Genomic DNA, 13,496 nt, shown 5'->3' with positions numbered 1-13,496 from the left:
CCTAGCGAAGGGCGGATTTGAGTTCGATGAACCGGCGGGTCGCCAACAACCCGGCCGGGTGGCTGTGGCAGCGGGCCGAGAGCCAGGGCATCAGAATTTGCATCTGCTCATCGGGGGCCTTGCCCCGCAGCGTTTGCTGCAGGTTCTGCACATCCGGGTCTTGGGCCGGTGCCGGCGATTCATGGGCCGCGCCATGATTGCGGCGGGCGCCGGGACGACCGCGCTGGTCCAGCCAGTCGCCGGCGATCCAGTCGTGCAGCAGCTGTTTTTCGTAAGGGCTGAAAACCCCGAACATGGCCGCGCCCGGGCCTTCGATCAGGGTCCAGAAACGGCTGTTCTGGGGATCTTCATGGCGTCGGATCCAGCCTTTGCCTTGCATGGCCTTGAGGAAACCCTCCAACTGCCCCGGTTCCGCCAGCCATTGGTTGACGGTCTTGCCTTCGAACTTGCAGTAATCGGAATGCATGTGCTGGCCGAACGGGCGCTTGCGCTCAAGCATGTCCAGGACTTCGCGCTCAAGGTCGAACGACTCGATGACCGCCCGGCTGCCCTGCCCCAGGTCGTTAAGGCGATAGCCCAGTGTGACCCGGCGCCAGAACGACTCGCGGTCAGCTTCCATCGGCATCAGTTGTTGCAACGCTTGCACGGCTTTGTGGGCGTGCCCGGTGCTGGCGTTGTCGATGGTCACGTGAAGCGTGAAGTAATACGGGTCGATGTCCAGCTCGCTCAGCTCATAGGCGCTGATCAGCAAATGCAGGGGCAGTTGCTCATAACCCAGGTTGTAACCGATGACCTCGGGCAGGTATTCGTCGCCGGCATAGCCCAGGGCCAATTGAACAGCACCTTGCAGGTAGCGTTCGTCATCGATGTCGGGCATGTCCTGTAAGCCGTGTTCGGCCAACAGCTTGCGGTAGAGCACGACATGGTTCTGGGCCGGAACGCCATCCCCAAGCTCTTCCAGATAGGTGCACAGCAGCCCTTCGAAGCGATGGTCATGCCAGTGTTTGAGCACACCGTACAGCCATGCGCCGTCCACGAGCTTAGTCGGCGCCACGGCCTGGATAAAATACAGGGCATGGGCCTTGGTCTGGAAAAACTCCCGACCGCCGCCGCTTTTGCGCCGTTCCAGGTAGTCGGCATATTGCCGGGCCACGCCGGCGCTGTGCTGTTCTACCCAGGCGAGCAACGCGCCAGGGTCGTCAGGCATTTCTTGAGGCAATGCGCTCGCTTGTTCGAGACACGGTTGCAGGAAGGCCTGGGCAACCGCTTGTTTGTCAGCATCGTCGGTGCCTTGCAACAGCCGCTCGTAACACTGGCGAACGTTACCAGCACTTGTGAATGGCTGCGCGGTGGCAGGCCTGGATTGGAGGGGTGTCAGCGCAGTCATATAGGCCTCTTGGGTTCTTGGCTGGACGCTCGAATCGGCACGTCTCTTCCTTTGCAGAGCCTCGCGCAGGGCAAAAAATTCCCCTGGATCGAAAAGCGCCCGGATAAACGGAATCGCCCTGATATGCGGCGGAACCCTCGCTTCGCTATCGCCCTCGAACGTTGGACAGGCGCCTTTTCATTACCCAAGGAGCAATCATGATCTTTACCGTGTGGGTAGCCGTACTCGGCGCTGTCTTGCTGACCTTGGCCCTGACCTCCTCCTACCTGCGCTGGATGCCCGTCACCACCTCCGCCGTGTGCCTGGCGCTGGGCGTCGCCATCGGGCCGGCTGGGCTGGGGCTGCTAAGGCTCGATGTCAATGACTCGTCCGGGTGGATGGAGCACCTGACCGAAGTCGCCGTCGTGTTTTCGCTGTTCGTCAGCGGTCTCAAGCTGCGCCTGCCCCTCAAGAACCGCAGCTGGCGCGTGGCTTACGGACTCGCCGGGCCGGTGATGATCCTGACGATCGTCGGGCTTTGCCTGGCGCTGCATTACCTGCTTGGCCTCGGTTGGGGCATGTCGATGCTGATCGGCGCGATACTGGCGCCGACCGACCCGGTGCTCGCGGCCCTGGTGCAGGTCAACGATGCCCGCGACGACGACCGGGTGCGGTTCGGGCTGTCCGGTGAAGCCGGGCTGAACGATGGCACGGCGTTTCCCTTCGTCATCCTTGGCTTGCTCATGCTGAGCGAGGAAGGCAGCGGATTCCTCGGCGAATGGGCGTTGCGGGACGTCCTGTGGGCGGTGCCGGCGGGTTTGCTGGTGGGCTACTGGCTGGGGCGCGGCATCGGCGGGCTGACGTTGTCGATGCGTATCAAGAATGCCGACAGCACCTTGTCACCCAACGACTATCTGGCCCTGGCCCTGATCGCCCTCGCCTACGTGGCGGCAGAAGCGATCCACGGCTACGGTTTCCTGTCGGTGTTCGCCGCTGGCCTGGGGCTGCGCCAGGCCGAGGTCGAGTCCACCGACGAACACTCGCCACCGGCAGAACACCTGGTACAGCCGGTGGTGGGCCACGAAACGGTCGAGCCTCAGCAGGCGGTGGTCGGCGACACCCAGGCCTTGGACGACGGCCAAGTGGCGGCCGGCGTGATGATGAGCGACATGCTGGCGTTCGGCAGCCTGGTGGAGCGCTCCATGGAGGTTTTCCTGGTGACACTGCTGGGCGTCGTCCTTGCCACTCATTGGGATTGGCGGGCCCTCGCCGTCGGCGCCCTGTTATTCGCGGTCATTCGCCCGTTGAGTGTGTGGGTGATGCCCTGGGGGCGGTTGCTGGACCATCCGCAACGGCTGTTGATCGGCTGGTTCGGTATCCGCGGGATCGGCAGCCTGTTTTATCTGTTCTACGCCTTGAATCACGACGTGCAATCGGAAGTGGCGCAGCAGTGCATCAACCTCACGCTGTCGGTGGTGGCGCTGAGCATCCTTGTCCACGGTGTCACCACCCAACCCGCCCTGGCGTGGTATGAGCGCCGCAAAGGCGGTCGCGCGGGCTAGCCGCCCGGATCGGTCACTTGGATAAACACCGAGTAAATGCCCAACAGCACCCAGAACGCTGCGAATATCCACGGCGTGCGCACCGAAAACAGCAGCGATTTACGGTAGCCCTTATGGGTCGACTCTCGCTCGCTGAACAGCGGCGATTCGTCGTAGGCCAGCCCCATCAGCGGCTCGCTGCGCAGCAATTCGCTTTGTTTGAAATGCCAGTGGTCGATGATGTCGTAGGCGGCCCGAATGCCCGGCCATGCATTGAGGGAACTCAAGACGCCGAGCAACGCCAAAAATGGCGGCACGATCAGTGTGAAGAGCTTGCCCCACTCCGGGTTCAGATTGGCCATGCAGGATGCAAACGCGATCACCAGGAATGACTGGGCGGTCAGGTAGGCGTCGGTGCGATTGGCCAGAATGCTGGTTTCGTACTGGATTTCCCGACGATAAAAGTCCAGCCGCTCCTTGGGCGAGCCGAACATTTTGGCGTTGTGTTCGGTCAGTTCTTCTTCAGGGGTCAGGCGGGTGAGGATTCTGGGCATTGCTCAGGTTTTCCCTCGGTTTGATTGGGGTACATCTAGAAGGATGAGGGCCGGGCAAGTTCAAGCCGATGGACCAAAGGTCAACGAAACGCTGCTGCACCGCCGGGGTCTTTAAAGGATTGAAGGCAAGAGGAAAAAGGCGTGGATTATCTTGGATGGGTGCAATGGCCAGCAATGGCGATCACGGTATTGGCGGCATGGTTGATCGGATCGCGCCAGCCCCGTCGGCGAGTGGCGGGCTTTAGTTGTTTTATTCTCAGCAATATCCTGTGGGTCATTTGGGGCTTGCACACGGATGCCTACGCGCTGATCGTCTTGCAGTTCTGCCTGTGCGCGATGAACCTGCGGGGCTTCAAGAAAAATACCCAATGACACACCATCTGATCGTGGCGAGGGGTTTGATCCCCTCGCCACAGCGGTCGCACATGACGACTTGGCGGTTTAACCCATCGTCTGCCCGATGATCTGCACCAGGTCGATCTGCTTGAATGGCTTGGTCAAACGCGGCAATTGCGTTGCAAACCCTTCCAGGCGCTCGGCGTAACCAGTGGCGAGGATAACCGGCAGGGTCGGTTGGCGCTCGCGCAGCAATCTGGCCAGCTGCGCGCCATCCATCTGGGGCATGGCCATGTCAGTGATCACCAGGTCGATACCTTCATTGCGCTCGAACAGCTCCAGCGCTTGGGCGCCAGACAACGCGCAGAGGACCCGATGCCCCAAGTCTTCGATCAGCAAACGGGTGCTGGTCAGCACCAGGCTGTCATCGTCCACCACGAGCACCGTCAGTTTCTGGACGTGTTGCGTTGGTATCTCGGTGGCGGGTGGCTTGTCCCTGACCGAATCGTCGGCCACTGGCAACCACAGCTCGGCACTGGTGCCGACGCCTTTCTCGCTCTTTAGAATCAGCCGGCCGCCCAGCTGCTCGGCCAGGCCATGCACCATGGACAGACCCAGGCCAGTGCCTTTGCCGACGCCCTTGGTGGTGAAAAAAGGATCCACCGCCGAAGCCAGCGTCTCCTCGTCCATGCCCTCGCCTTCATCGCTGATGGTCAGGCAGATGTAGCGTCCGGTCGCCAGCGGCTTGCTTGCCGTCGGAGCATCGCTCCCCTGTCGCTCCTGTGCCTGGATCAAGATCCGGCCGCCCTGGGGCATCGCGTCCCGGGCATTCGTCGCCAGGTTTAGGATCGCCAGTTCCAGTTGGTTGACGTCGGCCAGCACCGGCGACAACGCCTCGTCAAACTGGGTCTGGATGTGTATCGAAGGGCCCATGGAGCTTTGCAGCAAACCGCTGATGCCGTCCACCAGCGCCGACAATTCGACCGGTTCGGCGCTGAGTTTCTGCCGCCGGGCAAACGCGAGCATGCGCTGGGTCAGCGATACGCCGCGCAGCGCGCCCTGGGTGGCGTTGTCCAGCAGTTGGGTCAGCTTCGGCTCGCTGGGCATACGCTTGCGCACGATCTCCAGGTTGCCAAGGATCACCGTCAGCAGATTGTTGAAATCATGGGCGATGCCGCCGGTGAGCTGGCCGATGGCTTGCAATTTCTGGGATTGGAACAACGCCTCGCGAGCCTGTTCAAGGGCCTGCTGCGCTTGGGTGGCATCGGTGATGTCCCGGGTGATCTTGGCAAACCCCAGCAACGTACCGGTATCGCTGCGAATCGCATCGATAACCACGTGGGCCATGAATCGCGTGCCATCCCTGCGCACGCGCCAGCCCTTCTTTTCGAAACGCCCCTCCGTGGCGGCGATGCTCAGAGCGCGCTGCGGCTCCCCGGCTTCGCGGTCTTCAGGGGTGTAGAACATGGAAAAATGCTGGCCGATGGCTTGAGCCGGCAGATAGCCCTTGATGCGCTGGGCACCCTGGTTCCAGTTGGTGACTTGTCCATCCGGATCGAGCATGTAGATGGCATAGTCGGTGACGCTTTGCACCAGCAGGCGAAATTGCTGTTCGCTTTGCTTGAGGGTTTCCTCGGCCATCTTGCGATCGGTCAGGTCACGGGTGATCTTGGCGAAACCGAGCAACTCGCCGCTCTGGGCGTCGATGATCGGGTCGATCACCACGTGGGACCAGAACAGCGTGCCATCCTTTCGCACTCGCCAGCCTTCGCCTTCGAAGCGTCCTTCGCGCACGGCGGTGTCCAGCGCCCGCTGCGGCAGGCCGGCGGCGCGGTCCTGGTCGGTGTAGAAACGGGAAAAATGCTGGCCCAGGATTTCCGATTCTTCATAACCTTTGAAGCGCCGGGCACCGGAGTTCCAACTGATGATAATGCCCGACGGATCGGTCATATAGATGGCATAGTCCACCACCGCATCGATCAACAGTCTAAAGCGCTGATCTTCATCGATACGGGCGGTCTTTGGGTTCTTCTCAAGCATGTGGCCGAGGCATCCAAGGGAATTTGGGTGGAGTATGGAACAACTGACGCGCCGGGAAAAACCTGATTTTCGTGGGGCTATAGGCTGTTGGGCTTGTGACAGCGGTGCATCCGCCTAAGAAGAGGCAGGATATGCAGGCGCCATCGCGATCAAGCTCGCTCCCGCAGGTGCCTTGGGATGCTCAGGATTGATTGACCACCACCGTGGCAGCAACTGCTGCACCTTGGCCTCGCCGAAGCGATCGTCGATCAGCATCACCACTCCGCGATCCTGCTGGGTACGGATGACGCGCCCAGCCGCTTGCACGACCTTCTGCAGGCCGGGGTACAAATAAGTGTAGTCGTATCCATCGCCGAAGATCGCCGCCATTCGCTGCTTGATCTGTTCATTGACCGGGTTGAACTGCGCCAGTCCCAAGGTGGCGACGAAGGCGCCGATCAGGCGCGAGCCCGGCAGGTCGATGCCTTCCCCGAACGCCCCGCCCAGCACGGCGAAGCCGATGCCCTGGCCCTGCTCCGTGAATCGCTCGATAAACGCCTGTCGTGGGGCCTCGCCCATGCCGCGCGATTGCGCCCAGGTCTCGACGTGCGGATATCGCTCGGCGAACAGCCCGGCCACCTGCTGTAAATAATCGAAACTGCTGAAGAACGCCAGGTAGTTGCCAGGGCGCTCATCGAACTGGCGGCCCATCAACTCGACGATCGGCTCAAGGGAAGCCTGGCGACGGGCGAACCGGGTGGAAATGCGACTGACCACCTGTACGTCCAATTGTTGGGCCTGGAACGGTGACTCAACATCGATCGATACCGTGTCCGCCGGCGTACCCAGCAAGTCAGCGTAGTAGCGCCGTGGACTCAGGGTCGCGGAGAACAGCACGCTGCTGCGTGACGCCGTGAACCGGGGCCGCAGGAAACCGGCCGGGACCACGTTGCGCAGGCACAGCGTGGACAGGCTGCGCTGGCGACCGGTTTCGCGCTTATGGATATCGAACAGGAAGTGCTCGTCGAACGACTCCGCCACGCGCCCGAACTGCAAGATGTCGAAATAGAAGGCCTGCAGGCCGCTGTCCAGGCCTTGGGGGTGGTCGTTGAGGTAATCGCCCATGGCCGTGGCGCAGGACCCCAGCGCAAGGAGCAGCTTTTCCGGGGGGCGGCCATAAGCCTGGTAAGCCGCTACCTGTGGTGCGTGCAAGGCATTCCACTGGCGATTGAGCTTTTGCAGGGGTTTCTTCAGGGGCTCGGGCGCGGTTTTGAGCACCGCCGACAAGGTGGCCTGATCCAGGGTCGCGCTGTACATCTGCCGCCCTCGCTCCACCAGGTTGTGGGCTTCGTCCACCAGGGTCGCGACCGCCCAGCCATTGGCCTGGGCAAGGCCGAAAAGCAAGGCGCTGAAATCGAAATAATAGTTGTAATCTGCCACCACCACGTCGGCCCAGCGGGCCATTTCCTGGCTCAGGTAATACGGGCAGACCTCGTGGTGCAGGGCGATGTCACGCAACGCGGCTTGATCGAGGAGCGTTACCTGGCTCGCCGCTGCCCGGGCCTGGGGCAGGCGGTCATAGAATCCACGGGCCAGCGGGCAGGATTCGCCATGGCAGGCTTTATCCGGATGTTCACAAGCCTTGTCCCGGGCGATCATTTCCAGCACCCGCAGCGGCATCGCCGTCGTGCTGATGGTGAGCAGCCGGGCGGCGTCCAATGCCAGTTTGCGTCCTGGGGTTTTCGCCGTGAGAAAAAACACCTTGTCCAGGCGCTGCGGCGCCAAGGCCTTGAGCATGGGGAACAAGGTGCCAACCGTCTTGCCGATGCCAGTGGGCGCCTGGGCCATCAGGCAACGACCGGTGCTGACGGCCTTGAAAACCGACTCGGCCAGGTGGCGCTGCCCCGGCCTGAAGGTCGCGTGGGGGAAAAGCAGGGCCTGTGCGCCCTGGTTGCGTGCCTGGCGATGGCGCATTTCCTGCTCTGCCCAGGCCAGGAACCGTGCGCATTGCTGCTCGAAAAACGTCTGGAGTTGCGACGCTTCGAAACGCTGGTCCAGGCAGGTTTCCTTCTCGCTGACGATATCGAAATACACCAAGGCAACGTCAATGCGCGGCAGCTCCAATTTCTGGCACATCAGCCAGGCGTAGATCTTCGCCTGGGCCCAGTGCAGCTGCCGATGGTTGTCCGGTTGCTTGCTGAGGTCGCCGCGGTAGGTCTTCACTTCTTCGAGGCGGTTGGTCGCAGGATCGTAGCCATCGGCCCGCCCCTTGACCTTCAGGCTCTGGTAGGTGCCTTCCAGGCTGACCTCGGCCTGGTAGCCCTCGCTGCGCCGTGATGCCACGGTCCGGTGGCCGACAATCCCTTCCAGCGCGGTGGGTGACGGAGTAAAGCGCAAATCGAGGTCGCCGACCTTGGCGGTGAAGTCACACAATGCCCGCACGGCGATGCTGTAGCCCGGCGCCTCGGTCATGCGCCCTGCTCCGCCCATTGCACGTAACAGACAGCCACCGGCATACGGTGCTCATGGCAGAAGTCCAGCCATCGCAGCTGGTTGTCCTGCAGGCGATCGCCAGGGCCTTTGACTTCGATCATGCGGTAGGTCTTGTGCTGCGGCCAGAACTGGATCAGGTCCGGCATGCCCGCGCGGTTGGCCTTGATGTCCAATAGCAAACGACTGAACCAGTGCTTGAGGTGCTCTGCCGGCAGACAGTCGAGCGCCTGGTCCAACAGCGCTTCGGACAGCGCCCCCCAGAACACGAAAGGTGATTGCACGCCACATTTTTCTGAATAACGACGGCGGATGGTTTCACGGTAGCGCCCGTCATCCAGCTCGGCGAAGCACGCCGCGAACAGCTCGGCGCGACGGTCGTGAAAGTCCTCGTTGAGCAGGTCCACCGGGCCGCGCTGGAACGGGTGGAAGAACGACCCTGGCAACGGCGCGAAAATCGCCGGCCAGCACAGCAGGCCGAACAGGGAATTGACCAAGCTGTTCTCGACGTAGTGCACCGGCGCGGCGTCGTCATGCAAATGGGCCTGGACGCAATATTCCACCGACAATGCCGGATCGACCCGGGGCAAGTGCAAATCCAGCCGCTCGACGCTCCGGGCCATCGGGCGCGGCACGGGTGGCCCGCCCAATTTGCGCCGCAGCCGCGGCACGATCCGCAACAGGGCTTGTTGTTCGGCGGCGCTTTGCGGCGACTGCGTCGCGGCTTCGCCCAGGTCAAGGGCCAAGGCATATTCACCCACGCGTTCAAGCACCCGGATCATGCGCAACCGCGCGCCGGGATAGGTGCAATCGCGATAGATGCACAGGGCCGTGGCAAAGTCGCCGATACGTTCAGCGTGCTGGCCGATCTGGAACAACAGCTTGCCCCGACGCCGCTCCAGCCAAGGATTATCCAATTCCAGGGTATTGATCCGGGCGACGATCGCCTCAAACGCTTCACCGGCTTCGAAGCACTGCTGGCATTCATGCAGGAAAAGACAGGCATCGATGTCCTGCCGGCTGCGCAGCCCCCGGGACTCGACACTGAACTCAACGGCCTCGTAGGTAAAAATACCCAGATCCGCCAGCACGAACTCCGACCAATCCTGGTAGAGATTGCCGAAGAACATCAAACGCAAGCGGTCGCACAGCGCCATGACCGTCAGACTGAACAACCGGTCCTGGAGCTGAGGGCACCAGGCGCGAAATGGCTGGGGTTGGCTGAACCCCTCGCTCAACGCCAATAGCCAGTCAGCCTTCTTTGCCTTGGGCTGCTCGATACCATGGCCCAGGCAGAACAGGATTTCAGGCTTGAGCAGCACTTCGAACAATTCTTCCAGGCTCAGCTCAGCCTCTTCCTCCACCCAGCCCAAGGCGATCAGGGGTTGCACCGCCGTGCCGATGTCGCCGATCTCGGGGTAATGCAATTTGCCGTGGCGAAAGTGCCGCCCCTTGCGCATCACCATCCGCACCAGCAGGCCTTGGGCGGCACGCGGCAGTGCGGCGAAATCCTCGATGAAACGTTGCTCCTCGACGCTGAGTACATCGGCGTAGCGTTGCGCCAGCCAGGCGAGCACCCGCTGGAAATTGTTCAGGTAGTAAAAGGGATCGTCGAGGGGGTTGGCTGTCACGGAAAATAGCGCCACGGTGCTTGAAGTACTGGTTATGCGTACAGATAACAGCTAGTCGCAGCCCAGGCAACTGCAAAAGATGAGCGGTCTCCTATATTTAAAGGGGAAACCTTCAAGCGGCGATGAACTTTCCTACAACAAGCGGGACCAATGGCGGTTAACTCAGTGATGGCCCGGTCGAATCAGCTGGGCTTCACCCCTATGCATAGAGGTTATGGATATGAACATCAGGTTTCTGGGCCTGCCCTGGGTCGCCGTGACATTCCTGGCGCTGGCCGGCTGTGCATCACCAACCGTGGTGACGTTGCAGAACGGTACCCAATACTTGACCGAGGACACCCCCAATACCCGCACGGCGGATGGCTTCTACGAATTCGAAGACATTTCAGGCAAGAAAGTCCGGGTTCGTGCCGATGAAGTCGCCACGATTCGCAAGGAAGACTGAACGGATCCCGGGCCCTCCCCTTGGAGGGCCGGCCGGTCTGTCCACCTGTAGCGGACCGACCCTCGCCAGTCCATGGCCCTAGCCTCGCTGGCTTCGCTATATCGGCTTTTTCCCCGAACATATTTCCCGCAGACAGCCCCTCAACCAACGGTGCACGGGGTCAGCATCCATTCGCGGATGCCAGAGCATTGCGACAGTGAATTCAGGAATCGGGACTGGCAGCGCGAAGCTGTGCATGCCGTGGCGCAGGCGCGTGGTGTAGCGCTCCGGCACGCTGGCAATCAAATCGCTGGACCGCGCGAGCCCCAGGGCAGTGGAAAAACCCGGGACGCAAGTCACGATGTCGCGGGATAGATTCAACGCCCCCAAGGCCTCATCGATCGGGCCATGCTCGATTCCGCGCAGGGAAACGCCGACATGCCTGCCGGCCGCGTAACCGGCTACATCCACCTCGGCCCGACTCAGCGGATGCCCCGCACGCACCACGCCTATGATGCGGTCGACGAACAACGCCTGGGTGCGCAGTTCCGGGCGCGTGTCCTCATCGACGACGGCGGTCTCCAGGTCCACGCTGCCCTCGCGCAGCGCCGTGCCGTCCCGGTCGGTCTTCTCGACAAAACGCAACCGTATTCCGGGGGCGTTCTCGCGTAGGTATGCGATCAGGTCGATCGCGAAGTTCTCCACGAATCCTTGGCGGGTGCGCAACGTAAATGTCCGGTTGATACGGCGCAAGTCCGGAGCCTGCACCGGACGCAAGGCGGCCTGGGCGCCGTGCACCAACTGGCTGACTTGCTCGCGCAGTTCCATGGCCCGGGGCGTTGGAACCAGGCCGCGCCCCGCCCGGACCAGCAACGGGTCCCCCGTCGCCTGCCGCAACCGCGCCAACGCTCGGCTCATGGCCGAGGCACTTAGCCCCAGCCGCCGGGCCGCACCGGCCACGCTGCCTTCGGACAACAACGCATCCAGGGTGACGAGTAGATTCAGGTCGATTGCAGACATTGGCGGGCCTTTGGCTGGGTTGGATGGCGTCACATGCAGCTATAACCTGCAACTCATGCGTCTTCCGCCATGTTAAGCCTCGACGTACCGTTGTAACAGCAGGTTGCAAACAACGGAGACATGATGAAGCCAGCCAATGCAGAACAAAGCTTGCCAACGACAGCGGCTCACTCGCCGAGTACCCCGGTGCGCTGGGCCCTGACCAGCCTCGCACTCTCGACACTGCTGGCGTCACTGGGTGCCAGCGTAGCCACCGTCGCCTTGCCGGTGCTCGCCGAGGCGTTCGAGGCCTCGTTCGCGCAAGTCCAATGGGTCGTGCTGGCCTACCTGCTCGCGATTACCACGCTGATCGTGAGCGTGGGCAGGCTCGGCGACTTGCTGGGCCGGCGCAAGCTGCTGCTGGCAGGCATTGCGCTGTTTACCCTTGCGTCGGCGCTGTGCGCCCTGGCGCCGTCGCTCTGGTGGTTGGTCGCGGCCCGGGCCCTGCAAGGCCTGGGGGCGGCGATCATGATGACCCTGACGCTGGCCCTGGTCGGCGAAACGGTGGAAAAGAGCAGGACTGGCAGCGCCATGGGGCTGCTTGCCACGCTGTCGGCGGTGGGCACCGCCTTGGGCCCGTCCCTGGGCGGCCTGCTGATCACAGGGTTCGGCTGGCACGCACTGTTCTTGATCAACGTGCCCCTGGGCCTGCTGACGCTGCTGTTGGCTTGGCGATTCCTGCCTGTAGTGCCCAGGCCGATTGCCATCGGGCGCTTGCGCTTCGACGGCCTGGGCACGCTGTTGCTCGCCACCGGGCTGGGCGCCTATACCTTGGCGATGACCGTCGGACGCACAAGCTTCGGCTGGCTGAACAGCGGGCTGTTACTGGTAGCGGTTATCAGCGGCGGGCTGTTCGTCCAGGTGCAACGTAGGCTCGACTCGCCACTGATTCCCCTGGCGATGTTCCGCGACCGCCCTTTGGTGTCAGGCCTGGCGGCCAGTGCATTGGTCGCGGCGGTCATGATGGCGACTTTGCTGGTCGGTCCGTTCTACTTGTCCATCACCCTCGGTCTGCCTCCGGCAATCGTCGGCCTGGTACTGGCGGCGGGCCCCTGCGTGGCCGCGCTCGCCGGTGTGCCCGCCGGACGCCTGGCTGATCGATTCGGGGTACGTCCAATGCGGCTAGCCGGGCTGGCAACGATGGTCCTCGGCACCCTGCTCTTGTCGCGGATTCCCCCCACGCAGGGCATTACGGGCTATGTTCTTGCCATTGCGGTGACAACCCTTGGCTACGCGCTGTTTCAACCCGCGAACAACGCGGCGGTGATGGCGCCGGTCCCCGATGACAAGCGTGGCGTGGTTGCCGGCCTGCTCAATTTATCGCGCAATCTTGGCTTCCTTTCTGGCGCGTCAGTGCTCGGTGCGGTTTTTGCCGCGGTTTTGCCGACCAACGGTATCTCTGTCGCAAGTCCGGAAGACGTAACGAACGGCATGCATCTCACGTTTGCCGCCGGCCTGGCCCTGACCGCCCTGGCGTGGTTGATAAGCGCCGCAACCCGCGTGCCAGAGCGGTTGAAGCAAGGCGCGGAGCGCACCAGCAAACGGTGATGGCGTTCTGAACATTTAGCGTTAGGTCATGACGCAGATCAAAAAAACTGAACCAATCGCCAAACGGACTGAAAAAATCCACGTGCCGTTCATTTTCAAATGCTATTTTTAGTACTCACTGGTAGAGCCAAGATGGCTCTTCCTTCCTGACATGAGCAAAAGGAAGCGCTTGATGAAGAAGGCGGGCTACAGATGAATAAAGGATCTTTCAGCAAGGTAACGTTCCCCAACGCCTGCCAGTTGATGCGCTGGCACTTCCATCCCATGGGCTTCGAAGCCAGCATGGACGCCCCGGGCAGTATGGTTGCCCGGTTATTTGACCGCGCGAGCGGCGAAACCATGATCGCGATTGCAGGCATTCCCTGCGCGACCGTGATGAACGCCCCCGACGTCGAGCGAATTATCGAAGCGGTGGAAGCCGAGCTAGAAGCCTTCGTCCCCCCGGTTGGTTTGCGACGATTCGCCTCGTGACGAAAAAAGCCCACATTTTCATGTGGGCTTTTTTGTCGTTAAGAGTTTTGCCAAGGC

11 protein-coding genes are annotated in these 13,496 nt (G+C 62.0%); 5 read left to right on the top strand and 6 right to left on the bottom strand.

The genetic code is table 11. The features are described 5' to 3' along the window. Position 1 precedes the first annotated feature (1 nt). A complete protein-coding gene (locus J3P81_RS12260) occupies positions 2-1,387 on the bottom strand; it encodes an iron-containing redox enzyme family protein (protein WP_420763998.1) in 1,386 nt (461 codons plus the stop codon). Positions 1,388-1,584: 197 nt separating this feature from the next. On the opposite strand from J3P81_RS12260, the gene J3P81_RS12255 reads away from it, so the two are divergent. Beyond that, complete coding sequence (locus J3P81_RS12255; protein WP_434564015.1) at positions 1,585-2,928, top strand: cation:proton antiporter; 1,344 nt, start codon at positions 1,585-1,587, stop codon at positions 2,926-2,928. On the opposite strand, the gene J3P81_RS12250 is transcribed toward J3P81_RS12255, so the two are convergent. Then, complete coding sequence (locus J3P81_RS12250; protein WP_420764000.1) at positions 2,925-3,461, bottom strand: hypothetical protein; 537 nt, start codon at positions 3,459-3,461, stop codon at positions 2,925-2,927. The two genes, J3P81_RS12255 and J3P81_RS12250, sit on opposite strands and share 4 nt — an antisense overlap. A 141-nt stretch (positions 3,462-3,602) precedes the next feature. On the opposite strand from J3P81_RS12250, the gene J3P81_RS12245 reads away from it, so the two are divergent. Then, the gene (locus J3P81_RS12245) at positions 3,603-3,833 is read left to right on the top strand and encodes a hypothetical protein (protein ID WP_434564014.1); all 231 of its coding nucleotides are present in this window, start codon (positions 3,603-3,605) and stop codon (positions 3,831-3,833) included. A 69-nt stretch (positions 3,834-3,902) separates the two neighbouring features. Here the strand turns inward: J3P81_RS12245 and J3P81_RS12240 are convergent, their stop codons facing one another. From J3P81_RS12240 to J3P81_RS12230, 3 genes are all read right to left on the bottom strand, one after another. Then, positions 3,903-5,837, bottom strand: coding sequence for a PAS domain S-box protein (locus J3P81_RS12240; protein WP_434564013.1), 1,935 nt, complete (start codon positions 5,835-5,837; stop codon positions 3,903-3,905). 114 nt (positions 5,838-5,951) lie between these two features. Further along, positions 5,952-8,288 carry an ATP-dependent DNA helicase gene (locus tag J3P81_RS12235; RefSeq protein ID WP_434564012.1) on the bottom strand — a complete coding sequence of 779 codons (2,337 nt, stop codon included), beginning with the start codon at positions 8,286-8,288 and terminating at the stop codon, positions 5,952-5,954. Then, positions 8,285-9,937 carry a VRR-NUC domain-containing protein gene (locus J3P81_RS12230; RefSeq protein ID WP_434564011.1) on the bottom strand — a complete coding sequence of 551 codons (1,653 nt, stop codon included), beginning with the start codon at positions 9,935-9,937 and terminating at the stop codon, positions 8,285-8,287. The genes J3P81_RS12235 and J3P81_RS12230 overlap by 4 nt, the downstream gene beginning before the upstream one ends. A gap of 220 nt (positions 9,938-10,157) precedes the next feature. Between J3P81_RS12230 and J3P81_RS12225 the strand changes: the two genes are divergently transcribed. Then, positions 10,158-10,382 (top strand): YgdI/YgdR family lipoprotein, encoded by a 225-nt coding sequence (locus J3P81_RS12225; RefSeq protein WP_434564010.1) that lies wholly within the window; start codon positions 10,158-10,160, stop codon positions 10,380-10,382. Positions 10,383-10,478: 96 nt separating this feature from the next. Here J3P81_RS12225 and J3P81_RS12220 read toward each other — a convergent pair whose 3' ends face one another. After that, entirely contained in the window at positions 10,479-11,381 is a 903-nt protein-coding gene (locus J3P81_RS12220; protein ID WP_434564009.1) for a LysR family transcriptional regulator, read from the bottom strand. Between the two features lie 123 nt (positions 11,382-11,504). Here J3P81_RS12220 and J3P81_RS12215 point away from each other — a divergent pair, with 123 nt between their 5' ends. Both J3P81_RS12215 and J3P81_RS12210 read left to right on the top strand, forming a co-directional pair. Next, positions 11,505-12,968, top strand: coding sequence for an MFS transporter (locus J3P81_RS12215; protein WP_434564008.1), 1,464 nt, complete (start codon positions 11,505-11,507; stop codon positions 12,966-12,968). A 192-nt stretch (positions 12,969-13,160) separates the two neighbouring features. Next, a complete protein-coding gene (locus J3P81_RS12210) occupies positions 13,161-13,439 on the top strand; it encodes a DUF1652 domain-containing protein (RefSeq protein ID WP_003201764.1) in 279 nt (92 codons plus the stop codon). The last annotated feature ends 57 nt before the right edge of the window (positions 13,440-13,496 follow it).

Source organism: Pseudomonas sp. R1-6 (assembly GCF_051132115.1).
Lineage (GTDB): Bacteria > Pseudomonadota > Gammaproteobacteria > Pseudomonadales > Pseudomonadaceae > Aquipseudomonas.
This window is presented reverse-complemented; position numbering and strand designations above follow the sequence as displayed.